5 protein-coding genes are annotated in these 19,048 nt (G+C 73.4%); 1 reads left to right on the top strand and 4 read right to left on the bottom strand.

Annotated features, from left to right (window positions below; genetic code table 11):
- The 3 genes from ACGF13_RS40075 to ACGF13_RS40065 all read right to left on the bottom strand — a co-directional run.
- On the bottom strand, positions 1 to 905 hold a 905-nt coding region (locus ACGF13_RS40075; RefSeq protein ID WP_392884562.1), incomplete at its 3' end, for a beta-ketoacyl synthase N-terminal-like domain-containing protein.
- Between the two features lie 72 nt (positions 906 to 977).
- Positions 978 to 5,729 carry a type I polyketide synthase gene (locus tag ACGF13_RS40070; protein WP_392884566.1) on the bottom strand — a complete coding sequence of 1,584 codons (4,752 nt, stop codon included), beginning with the start codon at positions 5,727 to 5,729 and terminating at the stop codon, positions 978 to 980.
- Positions 5,729 to 11,188, bottom strand: coding sequence for an SDR family NAD(P)-dependent oxidoreductase (locus tag ACGF13_RS40065; RefSeq protein WP_392884561.1), 5,460 nt, complete (start codon positions 11,186 to 11,188; stop codon positions 5,729 to 5,731). The genes ACGF13_RS40070 and ACGF13_RS40065 overlap by 1 nt, the downstream gene beginning before the upstream one ends.
- Before the next feature lie 587 nt (positions 11,189 to 11,775).
- Between ACGF13_RS40065 and ACGF13_RS40060 the strand changes: the two genes are divergently transcribed.
- Positions 11,776 to 14,715: an ATP-binding protein gene (locus ACGF13_RS40060; protein WP_392884564.1), complete on the top strand. Its 2,940-nt coding sequence runs from the start codon at positions 11,776 to 11,778 to the stop codon at positions 14,713 to 14,715.
- A gap of 252 nt (positions 14,716 to 14,967) precedes the next feature.
- Here the strand turns inward: ACGF13_RS40060 and ACGF13_RS40055 are convergent.
- The coding region (locus ACGF13_RS40055; protein ID WP_392884560.1) for an SDR family NAD(P)-dependent oxidoreductase at positions 14,968 to 19,048 on the bottom strand (4,081 nt) is incomplete at its 5' end.

Below are 19,048 nucleotides of genomic sequence, written 5' to 3'. Positions count from 1 at the left end.
TGGTTCACCGCGGAGCCACGGATGACGGCCAGCACCTGGTGCCCGTTGCGCCGGGCGTCCGAGAGCCGCTCCAGCAGCAGCATCCCGGCGCCCTCACCCCAGCCGGTGCCGTCCGCCCCGTCGGCGAAGGACTTGCACCGGCCGTCCGGGGAGAGCCCGCGCTGACGGCTGAAGGCGATGAACGCTCCCGGGGTGGACATCACCGAGACACCGCCGGCCATCGCCAGCGTGCACTCGCGCTGGCGCAGCGCCTGCACCGCCAGGTGCAGCGCGACCAGGGCCGAGGAGCACGCGGTGTCGATGGTGACCGCGGGCCCCTCGGTGCCGAGGGTGTAGGAGATCCGGCCGGCCATCACCGCCGCCAGCACGCCGGTGCCGAGCGCCGCCTCGGGGTCCTTCGGCAGCTTCGCCAGCACGTCGCGGTAGTCCTGGCCGTTGGTGCCCGCGAACACCCCGATCCGGGCGCCGCGTACCGAGTCCGGCGCGATGCCGCCGCGTTCCAGCGCCTCCCAGGCCACCTCAAGGAGCAGCCGCTGCTGGGGGTCCATCAGCAGCGCCTCGCGCGGCGAGATGCCGAAGAAGTCCGGCTCGAAGTCGGCGGCCCCGTGCAGGAAACCGCCCCGCAGCACATAGCTCTTGCCGGACGCGTCCGGATCGGGGTCGTAGAGCGCGGCGCCGTCCCAGCCCCGGTTGTCCGGGAAGTCCGTGACGGCATCGGTGCCCTCGTCGACCAGCCGCCAGAGCTCCTCGGGAGTGCTGACGCCACCGGGGAACCGGCAGCTCATCGCCACGATGGCGATGGGCTCCTTCTCCTCGGTCTCCACGTCGCGCAGCCGCTGCCGGGTCTGGGCCAGATCAGCGGTGACCCTCTTGAGATAGTCGAGCAGCTTGTCATCGTTGGTCATCGAGTGTCGCCACTTCTGTGCGGAAGATTCAGCCTGGCGTGCGGGGCGGGGGCGGCGGTCGTGCTCACGTCGTCACGCCGTGCCGAGCTCGTTGTCGATGAAGGCGAAGACGTCGTCGGCGGAGGCGTTCTCCAGCCGCCCTGCGACCGACTCGCCGCCGGCCGCGGACAGGGTCTCGGTCAGCCCGTTGAGCATCGCCTGCAGGCGGGCCGTGAACCGGCCCTGCTCGATCTCCTCGACCTTCAGCCCGCCGAACGCGGCCTCCAGCCGGTCGAGTTCGGCCAGCAGCAGGTCGGCCGAGGAGCCGTCCTCGCCCTCGCCCAGCTCGGTTCCGAGGTGCTCGGCCAACGCGGCGGGCGTCGCGTAGTCGAAGACCAGCGTGGCCGGCAGGGCCACTCCGGCGGCGGTGCTGAGCCGGTTGCGCAGGTCCACCGAGGTCAGCGAGTCGAAGCCGAGGTCGCGGAAGGCGGTGCTGGGATCGATCCCGCCGGCCGCGCCGTAGCCGAGCACGGTGGCGGCCTGGGTGCAGACCAGGTCCACCAGGGCGCGCTTGCGCTCGCCGCCGGTCAGGGCGGCCAGCTTCTGGGCGAAGCCGTCGGGGACCGCGTTGTCACCGCCGCCGGCCGCCGCCAGTCCCTGGACCTCGGGCAGGTCGGCCAGCAGCGGGCTGGGCCGGGCGGCGCCGAAGGCGGGCGCGAACCTGGTCCAGTCCACGTCGGCCACGGTCAGCGTGGTCTCGCCGCTCTCCAGCGCCCGGCGCAGCGCGGTCAGCGCCTGGTCGGGGTTCATCGCCGAGATGCCGAGGTTGCGGCCCGCGTCACGCACGGCGCCGTGGTCGGCCATGCCGCCGCCACCCCACAGTCCCCAGGCGATCGAGGAGGCCGCCAGGCCCTCGCCGCGCCGGTACTCGGCCAGCGCGTCCAGGAAGGCGTTGGCGGCCGCGTAGTTGGCCTGCCCGGCGCCGCCGACGGTGGCGGTGAGCGAGGAGAACAGGATGAACGCCGACAGGTCCAGCTCCGCGGTGAGCTCGTGCAGGTTCAGGGCGGCCTGCGCCTTGGGCCGCAGCACCGTGGCGAAGCGCTCGGGGGTGAGCGCGTCCAGCACGCCGTCGTCCAGCACGCCGGCCAGGTGGATCACGGCGGTCAGCGGATGCTCGGCCGGGACGGTGGCCAGCAGCGCGGCCAGGCTCTCACGGTCGGCCGCGTCGCAGGCGGCGAAGGTGACCTTGGTGCCGGTCGCGGCCAGCTCCTGCCGCAGTTCGGCGGCGCCGGGCGCCGCCTCGCCACGGCGGCTGGTGAGCAGCAGGTGCTCCGCACCCTGCTCGGCCAGCCAGCTCGCCACCCGGGCACCGACCGCGCCGGTGGCGCCGGTGACCAGCACCGTGCCGGTGGGCTGCCACGGGGCACCGGGCCGCACCGGCGCGTGCTCCAGGCGGCGGGCGAACAGGCCGGACTCGCGCAGGACCAGCTGGTCCTCGTCGCCGTAGGCGGTGAGCACGGTGGCGAGTCGGGCCAGGGTGAGCGGGCCGAGCTCGGCGGGCAGGTCGAGCAGGCCACCCCAGCGCTCGGGGTGCTCCAGCGCGGCCACCCGGCCCAGGCCCCAGACCTCGGCCTGGCTGAATCCGCTCGGGCGGGCCGAGGACTCGTGGGCCATCGCGTCCCGGGTGACGGCCCACAGCCCGGCCTCGATGCCGGCGTCGCCGAGTGCCTGGATCAGCGCGGCGGTCACGGCGGCCCGGGTGTCGAGCGCCAGCAGGGAGAGAACGCCGTCCACCGCACCGTGACCATCGAGCAGTTCGGCCAGGGCGGTGCGCTGCTGCGCGGCCGTGGGCACGGCGAGCAGCTCGACCTGGTGGCCGCGCTCGCGCAGCGCGGTCAGCGCGGCCTCGACCCACGGGTCCTGGGCCAGGGCCTCGGAGACCACGGCCAGCCAGCGGAACGCGGCGGCGCGGTCCTCGGAGCCGGGCAGCATCCGCCAGCCGACGCGGTAACGCCAGCCGTCCACCGTGGCGTTGGCCTGCCGCTGGTCGTACCAGGAGGCCAGCGCCGGAATCAGCGCGGCCACCGGGGCCTGGTCGTCCACGCCGAGGGTGGCGGCGACCGCGGCCACGTCCTGCTCCCGAACCAGCTCCCAGAACTCGCCGCCCACGTCGCCGCCGCGGCCCGGGGCAGTGGCCGCCGTGATGGACGGGGCGTTCTCCCAGTGCCGGTCGCGCCGGAAGGGGTAGGTCGGCAGGTCCACCACGCGGGCGCCGGTGAACAGCGCCGACCAGTCCGGGCTCAGGCCGCTGACGTGCAGTCGGCCGAGCGCCGTCAGCAGCGCCTTGGCCTCGCCCTGGTCCCGACGCTGGGTGGCGACCACCTCGGCCACGATGTCCTGGGACATGCCGGTGAGCACCGAGTCTGGGCCCACCTCCAGCAGCCGGGTGACGCCCTCGGCGGCCAGGGTGCGTACACCGTCGTGGAACCGGACGGCCTCGCGTACGTGGCGCACCCAGTAGTCGGGCGAGGTCAGCTCGTCGGCGAGCGATCCGGTCAGGTTGGAGACGACCGGCAGCTGCGGCTGGTGGAACTCCAGCTTGTCGAGCACGGCCCGGAAGGACTCCAGCATGTCGTCCATCCGGTGCGAGTGGAACGCGTGGGAGACCTTCAGCCTGGTGGTCTTCTCGAACCGGGCGGCAACCGCGAGCACCGCCTCCTCGTCGCCCGAGACGACCACCGCGCGCTCGCCGTTGACCGCGGCGAGGTCGGCGCCCTCGGTGAGCAGCGGGGCGACCTCGGCCTCGCCGGCCCGGATGGCGACCATCGCGCCGCCGGTGGGCAGCGCCTGCATCAGCCGGCCGCGCGCGGCGACCAGGGTGACGGCGTCGCTCAGCGAGAGCACACCGGCGACATGGGCGGCGACCACCTCGCCGATCGAGTGCCCGCCGAGCAGGTCGGGGCGGATGCCCCAGGACTCCAACAGGCGGTAGAGCGCGACCTCGAAGGCGAAGATGCCGGCCTGGGTGAAGACGGTCTGGTTCAGCAGCTCGGACTCGGTGTCCAGCACCACCTCACGCAGCGGCCGCTCCAGGTGCTGGTCGAACTCGGCGCAGATCTCGTCGAAGGCACGGGCGAACCCGGGGAAGCTCTCGATCAGTTCGCGCCCCATGCCGGGGCGCTGGGAGCCCTGGCCGGAGAAGACCACGGCGAGCTTGCCGAGGCCGGCGGCGACCTGCGGCAGCTCCCGGCCCTCGGCCAGCGCGCGCAGCCCCTCCAGCAGTTCGGCGCGGTCGTGGCCGACCACCGCGGCGCGGTGGGTGAGCAGGGCGCGGGTGGTGGCCAGCGAGAAGCCGACGTCCAGCACATCGAGGTCACCGGCCGCGGCGATCAGCCGGTTCGCCTGGTCCTTGACGGCCTCGGCGGTCTTGGCGGAGAGCACCCAGGGCACGGCCGGCAGTTCGGCGCGCGGCGCCCGCTCCGCCTCCTCCTCGGCCGGGGCCTCCTCCAGGATGGTGTGGGCGTTGGTGCCGCTGATCCCGAAGCCGGAGACGGCGGCGCGGCGCGGCTGGCCGTCGCTCTCCCACGGCCGGGACTCGGTGAGCAGTTCGACGTCGCCCGCCGTCCAGTCCACCTTGGTGGTGGGGTTCTCGGAGTGCAGCGACTTGGGCAGCACCCCGTGGCGCATCGCCATGACCATCTTGATCACGCCCGCCACGCCGGCGGCGGCCTGCGGGTGGCCCATGTTGGACTTGATCGAGCCCAGCCACATCGGCCGGCCCTCGGGCCGGTTCTGCCCGTAGGCGGCGATGACCGCCTGGGCCTCGATCGGGTCGCCGAGCTTGGTGCCGGTGCCGTGCGCCTCCACCACGTCGATCTGGTTCGGCGACAACTGGGCGTCGGCCAGCGCCGACTGGATCACCCGAATCTGGGCCGGGCCGCTGGGCGCGGTCAGGCCGTTGGAGGCGCCGTCCTGGTTGATCGCGCTGCCCCGGATCACCGCGAGCACCCGGTGCCCCTTGCGCCGGGCGTCCGAGAGCCGCTCCACCAGCAGCACACCCGCGCCCTCCGACCAGGCGGCGCCGTCCGCGTCCTCGGAGAAGGACTTGCAGCGCCCGTCGGCCGACAGCGCCCGCCGCTCGCTGAACTCGATGAACATCTCGGGGCTGGCCATCACCGCGGCACCGCCGACCAGGGCGAACTCGCACTCGCCGCGGCGCAGCGACTGGGTCGCCTGGTGCAGGGCCACCAGCGATGCGGAGCACGCGGTGTCCATGGTGACCGCGGGTCCCTCAAGGCCCAGCGTGTAGGCGATCCGGCCCGAGACGATGCTGCCGGAGATGGTGCCGCCCACATAGTCGTGGTGCATCAGGCCGACGAAGACGCCGGTCCGGGTGCCCTTCATCGACTGCGGGTCGATCCCGGCCCGCTCGAAAGCCTCCCAGGAGGTCTCAAGCAGCATCCGCTGCTGCGGGTCGGTGCCGGGCGCGTCCTTGGGGCTGATGCCGAAGAACGCGGGGTCGCACTCGGCGGCGTCGTGCAGGAAGCCGCCCTGGCGCACGTAGCTCTTACCGGGCTTGCCGACCTCGGGGTCGTAGAGGTTCTCCACGTCCCACCCGCGGTCCACCGGGAAGCCGGAGATCACGTCGGCGCCTTCGCTGACGATCCGCCAGAGGTCCTCGGGCGAGCGGATGCCGCCGGGGTAGCGGCAGGCCATCCCGATGATCGCGATCGGCTCGCGGTTGAGCTCCTCCAGCTCGCGCACCCGGCGGCGGGTGCGCTCCAGCTCGCTGGTGGCCCGCTTCAGGTAGTCGCGGAGCCTGTCGACGTTGGCCGGGTCTACCATCACTGGACTCCAGATTCGTTGTCGATCGTCGCGAAGAGTTCTTCGTCGGTGGCGGTGTCGAAGTCGTCCGGCGCCTCGCCGCCCGCGCTGTGGGTGTCACGCCAGGTCCGCAGCAGCGCTTCGAGGCGCGCGGTGATCCGGGCGTGTGAACCGTCCTGGTCCGGCAGTGCGGTCAGCGCGACTTCGAGCCGGTCGACCTCGGCGACCATCAGCCGGGCCTGGTCGGCCGGGCCGGGGACGAGTTCGGCCTTGAGGTAGGCGGTCAGGACGGCCGGTGCCGGCTGGTCGAAGACCAGGGTGGCGGGCAGCGAGAGGCCGGTGGCCGTCCCGAGCAGGTTGCGCAGTTCGACCGCCGCCAGCGAGTCGAAGCCCATCTCCTGGAACGCCTTGTTCGGGTCGAGCGCCTGGGCCGAGGTGTGGCCGAGTACGGCGGCCACCCCGGTGAGCACCAACTCCAGCAGCAGGCGGTCACGATCGGCGTCCGGCAGCGGGGCGAGGCGCTCCCGCCAGCCGCTCTGCGCATCGGCGCGGGAGGTGCCCGCGGCGCCGGCGGCGCGGCGCGAGGCGCCGCGGACCAGTCCGCGCAGCAGCGTCGGGACGCCGTCGGTCCTGGCCCGCACCGCGGCGACGTCCAGTCGCATCGGCACCACGAGGGCGTCCTCGGCGGCCAGGGCGGCGTCGAACAGCTCCAGGCCCTGGGCGGCGGGCAGCGGTGGCAGGCCCATCCGGTGCATCCGCTCCAGATCGGCGGCGTCCACCTGGTCGGCCAGGCCGCCGACCTCGGACCACAGGCCCCAGGCCATCGAGACGGCGGGCAGCCCGACGGCCCTGCGGTGGGCCGCGAGGCCGTCCAGGAAGGCATTGGCGGCCGCGTAGTTGGACTGGCCGCCACCGACCAGCAGGCCGGCGGTGGAGGAGAACAGCACGAAGGCGCTGAGCTCGCGGTCCTGCGTGAGTTCGTGCAGGTTCCAGGCGGCGTCCACCTTGGGCCGCAGCACCCGCTCGACCTGCTCGGGGCTGAGCGCGGCGAGCATCCCGTTGTCGACCACGCCGGCCGAGTGCACCACGGCGCCGACCTGGTAGCGGCCCAGCAGCTCCGCGAGTTGGCCGCGGTCGGCCGCGTCGCAGCTCGCCAGCGCGACCTCGGCGCCGAGCCCTTCGAGCTCGGCCCTCAGCTCGGCCGCGCCGGGGGTGTCCGCGCCACGCCGACTCGTCAGCAGCAGCCGCCGGACGCCGTGGGAGCCCGCGAGGTGACGGGCGATCAGCTGTCCCAGGCCGCCGAGGCCGCCGGTGATCAGCACGTACGCCTCGGGGTCGAACTTCGGCGGCTGCGCCGGATTCGCCCTGGCGAGCCTGGGCACCGACAGCTCCCCCTCGCGCACCGCGACCTCGGGCTCGCCGCAGGCCAGCGCGGCGGCCAGGCCCGCAGTGCCGTCGCTGTCCACCAGCAGGAAGCGACCGGGGTTCTCCGACTCGGCGGCCCGCACCAGTCCGGCCAGCGGCGCGTGGGCGAGCTCACCGGCCCGGATCACCACCGCCAGCCGGGAGTGGTCGAAGCGCCGGTCGGCGAGGAAGGCCCCGAGGACGGCGAAGGTCTCGCCGACACTCCCGTGCACCGCGGCGGGCACCTCACCGGCGACCGTGGCCGCCGGCAGGACGATCAGGCTCGGCGCTGCCTCGATCGACGCCAGGTCCGGGTGGACCGGCACGCCGAGAGCGAGGTCGTCGGGGCCGCAGACCACGACGTCCGCGGGCAGGGCTTCGGCCGTGGCGGGGTCGAGCGGAACCTGCTCCAGGCGGAAGAGCGACTCCCCCGGGCCGGCGGCCAGTTGCCCCGCCGAGACCGGGCGGGCCACCAGCGTGCGAACGGTGGCCACCGGCGCGCCGGTGCCGTCCGCGACCGCCAGCGAGACTGCGTCCTGGCCGGCCTTGGCGACGTGCAGCCGCAACTCACCGGCCCCGCCGGCGTGCAGGGAGACCCCGCCCCAGCTGAACGGCAGCACCGCCTGGCCGTCACCCAGGTCGATCAGGTTGACGTGCAGGGCCGCGTCCAACAGCGCCGGGTGCAGACCGAAGGCGGCGGCCGTGGCCCGGGCACGGTCGGGCAGGGCGGCCTCGGCGAACAGGTCCTCGCCGCGCCGCCACGCCGCGCGCAGTCCCTGAAACACCTCGCCGTAGCCGTAGCCGACCCCGATGAGCCTGGGATAGAGCTCGCCCAGCTCAACGGGTTCGGCCCCTTCGGGCGGCCAGACCCGTAGGTCGAACTGCGGCTCCTCGGCGGCGCTGGTGAGCAGTCCGCCGGCGTTCTGACTCCACGGAGCGTCCGGCGCGTCCGCGGGCCGGGAGTACACCGCGACCGTGCGCCGCCCGGCGTCCTCGGCGCCGACCGCGACCTGCACCGCCACCGCGCCCTGCTCCGGCAGGGTCAGCGGCGCCTGGAGCGTCAACTCCTCCAGCAGGGCGCAGCCGACCCGGTCGCCGGCCTGGATCGCCAGCTCCACCAGGGCCGTACCGGGCAGCAGCACCGTGCCGTGCACGGCGTGGTCGGCCAGCCAGGGCTGGGCTGAGCGGGAGAGCCGCCCGGTCAGCACCAGCCCGCCCGAATCGGGCAGTTCGGTCGCCGCGGCCAGCAGCGGGTGCTCGACGGGGAGCTGACCGAGGCCGCTCGGGTCGCCGCCGGCGGCGGTGGCCTCCAGCCAGAGCCTGGTGCGCTGGAACGGGTAGAGCGGCAGGTCGACCCGGTTCGGGCGACGGCCTTCGAAGAGTGCGGCCCAGTCGACCGGCACGCCGTCGGCGTGCAACCGCCCCAGGCCGCCCAGCAGCTCCCTCGTCTCGGCCGAGTCGCGGCGCATGGTCGCGGCGGCCGCCAGGTCACCGTCGAGGCAGTCCTGCGCCATAGCGGTCAGCACCGCGTCCGGTCCCAGTTCCAGGAGCCTGCGCACGCCCAGGGCCGCAAGCGCGCGCAGCGCCGGCTCGAACCGCACGGGTCGGCGGACGTGGTCGACCCAGTAGTCCGGCGAGCCGAGCTCCTCGGCGCCGGCCAGGGCGCCGGTCAGGGTGGAGACGATCGGGATGCCCGGCGCGCCGTAGGACTGCGCCTTGGCGACGAGGGCGAACTCGGCCTGCATCGGCTCCATCAGCGGGGAGTGGAAGGCGTGCGAGACGGTCAGGCGGGTGCTCTTCTCGAACCGGGCGGCGAGCGCCAGCACTGCCTCCTCCTCGCCCGAGACCACCACCGAGCGCGGCCCGTTGACCGCGGCCAGGCCCACCCGCTCGCAGAGCAGCGGCAGCACCTCGGCCTCAGTGGCCCGGATCGCCACCATCGCGCCACCCGCGGGCAGCCGGCTCATCAGGCCGCCGCGCGCCAGCACCATGGCGGCCGCGCCCTCCAGCGACAGCACGCCGGAGACGTGCGCGGCGGCCAGCTCGCCGACCGAGTGGCCGACCAGGTAGTCGGGGCACACGCCCAGCGACTCCACCAGTCTGAAGAGTGCCACCTCGACGGCGAAGATCGCCGCCTGGGCGTAGTCGGTGCGGTTCAGCAGCTGCGGCTCCGCCTCGATCACCCGGGCAAGCGGGATCTCCAGCTCCGGGTCCAGCAAGGCGGATACCTCGTCGAAGGCGGCCGCGAAGACCGGGAACGCCCGGTACAGCTCCCGCCCCATGCCAAGGCGCTGCGAGCCCTGCCCAGTGAAGAGGAACGCCAGCTTCCCGTTACCGACCGCGGTGCCCGCAGCCAGGACCAGGGCTGCCAGCAGCTCCTCGGTGGAGCCGCCGACGGCCACCGCACGGTGCTCCCAGGAGGAGCGGGCGCAGGCCAGCGAGAAGGCCACCTCGGCCGGGTCCAGCTCGGGGCGGGCCTCGACCCAGGCGTGCAGCCGGCCCTTCTGCTCGGCAAGCGCCTCGGGGGTGCGCGCCGACAGGAGCCACGGGACGGCGTCCAGTCGCGGTGCGGGGGTCACCGCCGGGGCGTCGGCGCTCTGCGGCTGGCTCTTCGCGGTCTCCGCCTCGTCCTGCGCCCCGGCCTGCGGCTCGCTGTCCGCCTCGGTCTGCGGTTCGAGCGCCGGGGCCTGTTCGAGGACCACGTGCGCGTTGGTGCCGCTGATCCCGAACGAGGAGACCGCCGCTCGCCGGGGCCGTCCGCTCTCGGGCCACTCCTGGGCCTCGGTCAGCAGCCGGACCTCGCCCGCCGTCCAGTCCACCTGGGTGGAGGGGCGGTCCACGTGCAGGGTCTTGGGCAGTTCGCCGTGCCGCATCGCCTGCACCATCTTGATCACCCCGGCCACGCCCGCGGCGGCCTGGGTGTGCCCGAGGTTGGACTTGATCGAGCCGAGCCACAGCGGCCGGCCCTCGGGCCGGTCCTGGCCGTAGGCCGCGAGCAGGGCCTGGGCCTCGATCGGGTCGCCCAGCGCGGTACCGGTGCCGTGCGCCTCGACCACGTCGACGTCCGCCGGGGAGACGCCGGCGCTCGCCAACGCCTGCTTGATCACCCGCTGCTGGGAGGGGCCGTTGGGTGCGGTGAGCCTGCTGCTGGCTCCGTCGGAGTTGATCGCGGTGCCCTTGACCACGGCCAGCACCCGGTGGCCGAGCCGCTGGGCGTCGGAGAGCCGCTCGACCAGCAGCATGCCCGCGCCCTCGCCCCAGCCGGTGCCGTCGGCACCCTCGGCGAAGGCCTTGCAGCGGCCGTCGGGGGCCAGGCCGCGCTGCCGGCTGAAGTCGATGAAGGTCTCGGGGGTGGACATCACGGTCACCCCGCCCGCCAGCGCCAGCGTGCACTCGCCCGACTGCAGCGCCTTGACCGCCCAGTGCAGTGCCACCAGCGAGGACGAGCAGGCCGTGTCGACGGTGACGGCGGGCCCTTCCAGGCCGAAGGTGTAGGCCACCCGGCCCGAGGCCACGCTGGCGGCACTGCCGTTGGCCAGATAGCCGTCGAGGTCGTCCGGCACCGAGAGCAGCCGGGTCGCGTAGTCGTTGTACATGACGCCGACGAAGACGCCGGTACGAGAGCCGCGCAGCGCCGCGGGGACGATGCCGGCGTCCTCGAAGGCCTCGTGGGAGGTCTCCAGGAGCAGCCGCTGCTGCGGATCCATCGCCAGCGCCTCGCGCGGCGAGATGCCGAAGAAGTCCGGGTCGAAGTCGGCGGCGTCGTGCAGGAAGGCCCCGGTCCGGGCGTAGGTCTTGCCCGCCCGCGCGGGGTCGGGGTCGTACAGTGACTCGACGTCCCAGCCCCGGTCGGCCGGGAAGTCCGACACCGCGTCGGCACCGGCGGCCACCAGGTCCCACAGTTGCTCGGGCGTGGCGACCCCGCCGGGATACCGGCAGGCCATCCCCACGATCGCGATCGGCTCGTGCGCGCGGTACTCCGACTCGCGCAGCCTGCGCCGCGTCTCGCGCAGATCCGAAGTGGTTCGCCTGAGATAGTCGAGCAGTCGGTCCTCGTTGTTCGCCAACGCAGTCATCCGATCGGGATCGAAGCCTTCGGAAACGCGGGATCCCGGCTCGTCGGTCCATGTCCCCGCCTTTGGGAGGCTAGGGATCAGGGGGTGTCGGGGTCACCCCCTACTGCCCCCTGGAGCGAACCGGCCCCCACTTTCCGAAGCATGTCGATTGCCGCGCCGATTGGCCCGCCGACATGGCGGCCACCACCAGCGGACCTGCGCGGATCGCCCGCCGCCGACCAGCCGGCGAGACCGATGTTGACAACGCTGGTGAACCAAACATAACGTCAAGTCGGCTCTGGGGAAGGGGAAGAGTTCCCCTGAGCAGCCACAAGTCCACGATCGACCCGGAGCATCCGGGCAAGCCCGCCCGACCCCGGGAGGTCTGGACCAGTCCGAGACAACAGTGCCATCCCTGCCGCCCACGCCACGCGAAACGCCGACGGGGCAGGCAATTCCAATGATGGCAGCAGGCGACTTTCTGCTGTAGAGAAGATTTCACTTCCGCGTTTCCAGCAATTGTCGTCGCACAGCGAAGATATTGCCCAAGGGGATCCATGAGGGTGGGCGTCCCCGGTAAAGTCTTTCGCGGATTCAATTCAAGAACAATGGCCTCGGGGGTGGCCATTACGGGGGAGGTCATGGTGCGCCTATTCGAGCGCCATCGAGAACTTGAGACCCTGCGCGACGCGTTCGCCGAGTGCGTCGCCGGAGCGGGGCAGCTTGTCATCGTCACCGGCGGCCCGGGGGTCGGAAAGACCAAGCTGCTCCACGAGTTCGCAAACGCCGCGGGCAAGACCGGCGCCGGGCTGCTGACCACCCTCGGCTCCCCTCAGAAGCGGGCCCAGCCGATGAGCGCCATCCGGGAACTCCTGCACAGCGGCGAGCTCCCGACGGATGTTCTGGAAGGCTTATTACAGCCTGACACCGAAGTCAACTCAGCGTCAGGTGCCGGATACCGAACGGCATCTGGTCGACTGGACCACGGCGGCACACAATACGCCCCGGAAACCCTGCTCCAAGCCGTGTCCGCACCGATCTTGGAGTTAGCCAGAGAACGTCCCCTGGCCATCGTCATCGACGACGCCCACCTCCTGGACACCCAGTCCCTTCAGACCCTGCTGTACCTCCTGCGGCGGATCAGGAACAAGCGGATCACGGTGGTCTGTGCCGGCTGGGAGCAGTGCGCGCTGCCGAACCCGCTCATCCACGACGGCCTCAGCCGCCAACCACACCACCGGGTCCGGCTGGCGCCACTGTCCGAGCAGGGCGTGGCCCGGATGCTCGCCGCCCAGGCCAACCGGTCGGTGCCCGCCGAGATCAGCGCCACCTATCACCAGGTGACCGGCGGAAACCCCATGCTGATGCACGCCCTCCTGGACGACGGCACCCAGTTCGGCACCGAACTCGGTGAGCCCGTGCCGAGCATCGCCTACCGGCACGCGGTGCTGGCCTTCCTCTACCGAGGCGAGCCCAGACACCTCTCCGTCGCCAGGGCGCTGGCCGCGCTCGGCGACCACGCCAACGCCCGGACCGCCGCGCTGCTGCTGTCGGCCGGCCCTGACGCGGTACAGGTCGTGGTCGACGTGCTGAGCTCCACCGGCCTGCTCGACGGCTACCGCTTCCGCCTGCCCGCCGCCGCCAACGCGGTGTTGAGCGACCTCGATCCCCGCGAGCGCTCGCAGCTGCACGGCAGGGTCGCCAGACTGCTCTATCTGGACGGGGCGCCCGCACCCGTGGTGACCCACCACCTCATGGCCGCGGGCCGGGTCGACGAGCCCTGGGGCTTGTCGGTGCTGCGGCTGGCCTCCGAGCAGGCGCTGGCCGCGGACGACGTCGAACGGTCCACCGGCTACCTGCGCCTGGCCCTGCGCGAGTCCGCGGACGAGCAGGAACGGCACGCCCTCTCCACCGCGCTGGCGCGGGCGGAGTGGCGGGTGAACCCGGCCGCTGTGACCCCGCACCTCAATCCGCTCCACCGGCGCGTGCTGGGCGATGACCTGGAAGCGCGGGACGCGGCCACCGTGGTGCGGCACATGCTCTGGCAGGGCGAGACCGGCCTCGCCGACGAGGCCGTGACCGCGCTGGCCGCCTCGCTCGCCCCGGGCGACGCCCACGTGCTGGCCGAGGTGGAGTTCGTCCGGCACTGCTTCTTCGGCGTGCCCCAGGTCAGCCACCGCAGTGACCTCGCCAAGATGGCCACCCTGGAACAGGCCACCACGGGCAAGGTGAACACCCTGTGGGCCACGGTGGCCCTGCTGGTCGGTGGAAACGTCAGCGCCGCGTCGGTGGCGCAGGTGACCGAGGCCCTGTACAGCGACCAGGTCAGCGACCTGAAACTGGAACTGACGGCCACCTCTCTGCTGGTCATCGCCTTCACCGGCCAGGTCCAGACCGCGATCGAGGTCTGCGAGGCGCTGCTGAGCGACTCGGTGCGGCGCGGGTGGACCACCTGGCAGGCGCTGCTGCTCGGCATCCGAGCCGAGATCGCCCTGCTGCAGGGCGATCCGGGCACCGCGGAGGCCAAGGCCACCGAGGCGCTCGAACTGCTGCACTCCCAGGCCTGGGGTGTCCTGATCGGCCTGCCGCTGTCGACGGCGATCTCCGCCAACACGGCCATGGGCCGGCACGAGACCGCGGCGCAGCTGCTTCGGCGCAAGGTGCCGGACAGCATGTTCAACACCAGCTTCGGCGTGCAGTACCTGCGCGCCCGGGGACACCACTACCTGTCCACCGACCGGCCGTTCGCGGCGCTGAACGACTTCGAGACCTGCGGGCACCTGATGCGCGACCGCAGCCCCTCCCTGCAGCCGATGGTCCCCTGGCGCACCGACCTCGCCCAGGCCAACCTGCGGATCGGCAACACCCGGGTCGCCAAGGAGCTGGCGGAGGAGCAGGCCGGGCAGCGCCACCCACTGGGCACCCGCTCGCGGGCGATCGCCCTGCGGGTACTGGCCGGCACCAGCCAGCCGCGGCATCGCACCGCGCTGCTGCGCGAGTCGATCGACCTGCTGCAGGCCTGCGGCGACCGACTGGAACTCGCGCTGGCCTTCGCCGACCTGTCCGCCACCTACTACGAGCTGGGCGACTACGCCAGAGCCCGCCTGATGGAGCGTCAAGCCGCCCAGGAGGCCGGCGACGGCGAGCCGCAGGCGGCGGCGGACGGCGGGACGCCGCAGAACGAACCGGTGCCCGCCGACTCCCCTGCCACCCCCTCGCCCGCCGCCGGCCCCGCAGCCACCCCGATTGCCGACCTCGCCTCGCTGCTCAGCGACGCGGAGAGCCGGGTCGCCGTCCTGGCCGCGCTCGGATACACCAACCGTGAGATCAGCGGCCGCATCCATGTGACGGTCAGCACGGTCGAACAGCACCTCACCCGCGTGTACCGGAAGTTGAACGTCGCCAGCCGCACCGAACTGCCGTCCAAGCTCCTGGAACGACAGATCACCGCGCTGCCCGAGCACCAGTCGGCCACCAATCACCGCCCTCGCCAGCGCGCCGTGGCCACCAAGGAACTCCCAGTGCTCTGGCGCCGGTTGGCGCTGTAAGGCCTGTTGGAAGGCCTGCTGCCCGGCGCCGAAGCCGCCGCGTCCGAACCGCCCCGCGGGCAGTCGGCGGCGGCTTTGGCGTTGGTGCATCGGGAGGGCTCCCTTCGGGTGTCGGGGTGGGCCGGGGATTCCGAGCCGCTCGTGCTGAGGCGGGCGGCCGGGAGGGCGGTGCCGGTGATGCCACCGGCACCGCCTCGCGGCCTCCGGGGGGTCTGCTCGGCGCGATCCCGCCGGGCAGACCCCCCGGTCCTGCTAGTCGAACTTGCCGAGCTCGTCGTCGAGGAGATCGAAGAGCTCGTCGGCGGTGGCCGTGTCCAGCTCCGGGCCGCCCTGGTCGGCTGCCTCCGGGTGCAGGTCGCCGGCCCACCTGGCGGTCAGGGCGCGCAGGCGCAGGGCCACCCGGGAGCGCTGCTCCTCGTTGACCGAGCTGGCCGAAGCGGCTGCTTCCAGCAGGGACTCCAGGCGGATCACCTCGGCTTCGACATCCGGCACACCGTCCACGTCTTCGACCAGCTCGTCGAAGAGGTGGTCGACGATGGCCACCGGGGTCGGGTAGTCGAAGGTGAGGGTGGAGGACAGGCGCAGGCCGGTGTCGGCGCTGATCCGGTTACGCAACTCCAGCGCGGAGAGCGAGTCCACACCCAGCTCACCGAACGCGCGCTCCGGATCCACCGCCTCGGCGCTCGAATGTCCGAGCACCTCGGCAACGTGGCCGCGCACGACCTCCAGCAGCAACTGCCTGCTCTCCACCGGGGAGAGCGCCGCGAGCCGCTCGGGCAGCGGACTGGGCTGCGGCTTGTCGGTCGCGGCCGGCCCCGCCTGGGCGGTGCGGCGGGCCGGGGTCCGGGCGGCCAGCGCGCGGACCATCGGGGGCGCCTGCTCGGTCGGCTGCACCCGCATCGGCAGGAGCAGCGACTGGTCCGAGGTCAGCGCCCGGTCGAAGAGCGCGAGCGCCCGGTCGACCGACAGCGGCTGGATGCCGTCCCGGGAGAGCCGGCGCAGCTCCGCCTCGCCGAGCGAGCCGGCCATCCCGGAGCCGGTGTCCCACAGGCCCCAGCCGAGCGAGAGCGCGGGGAGTCCGGCCGAGCGCCGCTGGGCGGCCAGGGCGTCCAGGAAGGCGTTGGCCGCCGCGTAGTTGCCCTGCCCGGCGGCCCCGAGGGTGGCGGCGGCCGAGGAGAACAGGACGAAGGCGGCCAGGTCCAGGCCCGCAGTCAGCTCGTGCAGGTGCCAGGCCGCGTCCGCCTTGGGCCGCAGCACCGCGTCCAGGCGCTCATCGGTGAGCGCCGAGATCAGAGCGTCGTCCAGGACCCCGGCGGCGTGCACCACCGCCGTCAGCGGGTGCTCGACGGGGATGTCGTCGAGCAGCGCGGCCATGGCCTCACGGTCGGCGGCGTCGCAGGCGGCCACCGTCACGGTCGCACCCAGCTCGGCCAGGTCCGCCAGCTCCGTTGGCAGGACCCCGGTGCGGCTGGTCAGCAACAGGTGCCGGACGCCGTGCTCGCCCACCAGGTGCCGGGCGAGCAGGCGGCCGAGGCTGCCGGTACCGCCCGTGATGAGCACGGTGCCCTGCGGGTCCAGCGGGCTGACGCGTTCGAAGGCCGTGGCCTCGGCCAGCCTCGGGACGTACGCCTGACCGGCCCGCAGCGCCAACTCCGGTTCCCCGGTGGCCACCGCCGCCGCCAGGGCGGCCTCGGAGGCGGGATCCTCGTCGAGATCGGCCAGGACCAGACGGTCGGGGTGTTCGACGGCCGCCGCGCGCACCAGACCCCAGATACCGGCCTGCGCGGGGTCCGGCGCGCCGTCCACGCCCACCGCACCCCGGGTGACGACCACCAGCGGCGCGCCCTCGGCACGGTCCTCGGCGAGCCGCTCCTGGAGGACGGCCAGGGCGCGGTGAGCAGCCTGACCGGCCTGGGCCGGAGCGTGCGGAACGCCGTCGACGGTGATGGTCACGGTGTCCGGTTCGAGCTGCGCTTCGTCCTGTTGGAGAGCCGCCAACGGCACCGGCACCCAGTGCAGTTCGAACAGGTCGCCGGAGCCCGAGGCGGCCGTGACCGCGGCCGCGGCCGCGTTCAGCTGCTCGGCGAACACCTGCCGGATCCGCAGCGCCGACACCACGGCGACTGCCGCGCCGGCGCCGTCGAAGAGCTGCAGGCTCAGCTGCTCGGTGCTCTGCGGGGTGAGCCGCAGCCGCAGGGCCGAGGCACCCGCCGCGTACAGCGCCACGCCCTCCCAGGAGAACGGCAGGGTCATCACCGTCGGGTCCTGGCCGTCCAGCAGGTCGATGGCGTGCAGCGCGGAGTCGAGCAGCGCGGGGTGCAGGCCGAACCCGGTCTGCTCGGCCTCCTCGGGCAGGGCGAGCTCTGCGTAGACCTCCTCGCCCAGCCGCCAGGCGGCCCGCAGGCAGCGGAACAACGGGCCGTAGCCGTAACCCTGGTCGGCGAGGCGGTCGTAGCTGCCGTCGAGGTCGACGGGCACGGCACCGGCCGGCGGCCAGGCCTGAAGCGCGGCGGGTTCCGGCGCGCTCAGCGGGGCCAGGACGCCGGTGGCGTGCCTGGTCCATGCGGCGCCGCTCTCCTCGATGCGGGCGTGCACGGTGACCGGGCGGCGCCCGGATCCGTCATCGGCGCCGGTGACCACCTGGAGCTGGATCCCGCCCTGCGCGGGCAGCACCAGCGGCCGTTCGATGGTCAACTCCTCGACCAGGGTGTTGCCCACCCGGTCGCCCGCCTGGACCGCCAGTTCCACGAAGGCACTGCCGGGCAGCAGCACCACGTCGGCGACGGCGTGCTCGGCCAGCCACGGGTGGGTGCTCAGCGAGAGGCGTCCGGTCAGCACGGTGGTGTCGCTCTCCGCCAGCCTGAGCTCGGCACCGAGCAGCGGGTGCCCGGCCGCCGCCTGGCCGAAGCCGGCCGCCTCGCTCGGCCCTGACGGTCCGTCCTCCAACCAGAGCCGTCGGCGCTGGAAGGCGTACGTCGGCAGGTCGATCCGGCGCACCGCCGTACCGCCGTAGAGCCGCTCCCAGTCGATCGGGACGCCGCGCACCTGCAGCGCGCCCAACGCCGTGGCCAGGGCCAGGGGTTCCTCCTTGTCCCGGCGCAGCACGGAGATCAGCGCCGAGCGCTCGGGGTCGGCCAGGCAGTGCGTGCCCATGGTGGAGAGCACCGCGTCGGGGCCCAGTTCCAGGAAGGTGCGGACCTGCTCGGCCTCCAGGGTGCGGATCCCGTCGGCGAAGCGGACGGCCTCGCGCACGTGTCGCACCCAGTACTCGGGTGAGGTCAGCTCTTCGGTGGTGGCCCGCTCGCCGGTCAGGTTGGAGACGATCGGCACGGCCGGCGGGGCGAACTCAAGGGTGCGCGCGACCTCGGCGAACTCCGCCAGCATCGGGTCCATCAACGGCGAGTGGAACGCGTGGCTGACCCGCAGGCGCTTGGTCCTGCGGTGAGTGAAGGCGGCCTCGAAGGCGGCCACCGCCTCCTCCGCACCGGACACCACGACGGCGTTCGGCCCGTTGACGGCGGCGATGCTCACGGCCTCCCCGAGGTGCGGCAGCACCTCCTCCTCGGTGGCGTCGACGGCCAGCATCGCACCACCGACGGGCAGTGCCTGCATCAGGCGGCCCCGGGCCGCGACCAGGCGGGCGGCGTCATGAAGGCTCAGCACGCCCGCGACGTGGGCGGCAGTCAGCTCGCCGATGGAGTGCCCGGCCAGGAAGTCCGGCCTGATGCCCCAGGACTCCAGCAGCCGGAAGAGCGCGACCTCCAGGGCGAACAGGGCGCTCTGGGTGTATCGGGTCTGGTCGAGCAGCTCGGCGTCCTGATCGAAGATCAGCTCCCGCAGCGGCCGGTCGAGGTGCGTGTCCAGCTGGCTGCAGACCTCGTCCAACGCGCGTCGGAAGACCGGGTGGCGCTGGTACAACTCACGGCCCATGCCCGGGCGTTGCGCGCCCTGCCCGGTGAACAGGAAGGCGAGCTTGCCGGCCACCGGCTTGCCGCGCAGCACGCCGGGCGCTGCCTCACCGGCCGTCAACGCGGCCAGCCCCACGGCCAGTTCGTCCCGGTCACGGGCTATCAGCGCGGCCCGGTGGCCGAGCTCGGAGCGGCCGGTGGCCAACGAGAAGGCGAGGTCGGCGATCGGCGCGTCCACCAGGACGGTCAGCTTCGCCGCCTGGGCCGAGAGCGCCTCCGGGGTGGCCCCGGAGAGCAGGACGGGCAACAGCGGGGCCTCGGTACCCGCCGGCTCGGCGACCTGCTCGGTGACGGCCTCGATGATGGTGTGGGCGTTGGTGCCGCTGATCCCGAAGGAGGAGATCCCGGCCCGGCGCGGCCGCTCG

It is taken from the genome of Kitasatospora sp. NPDC048286, assembly GCF_043201735.1.
Classification (GTDB): Bacteria; Actinomycetota; Actinomycetes; order Streptomycetales; family Streptomycetaceae; genus Kitasatospora.
The sequence above is the reverse complement of the archived record's forward strand: the minus strand, read 5'-3'. Positions and strand labels throughout refer to the sequence as shown.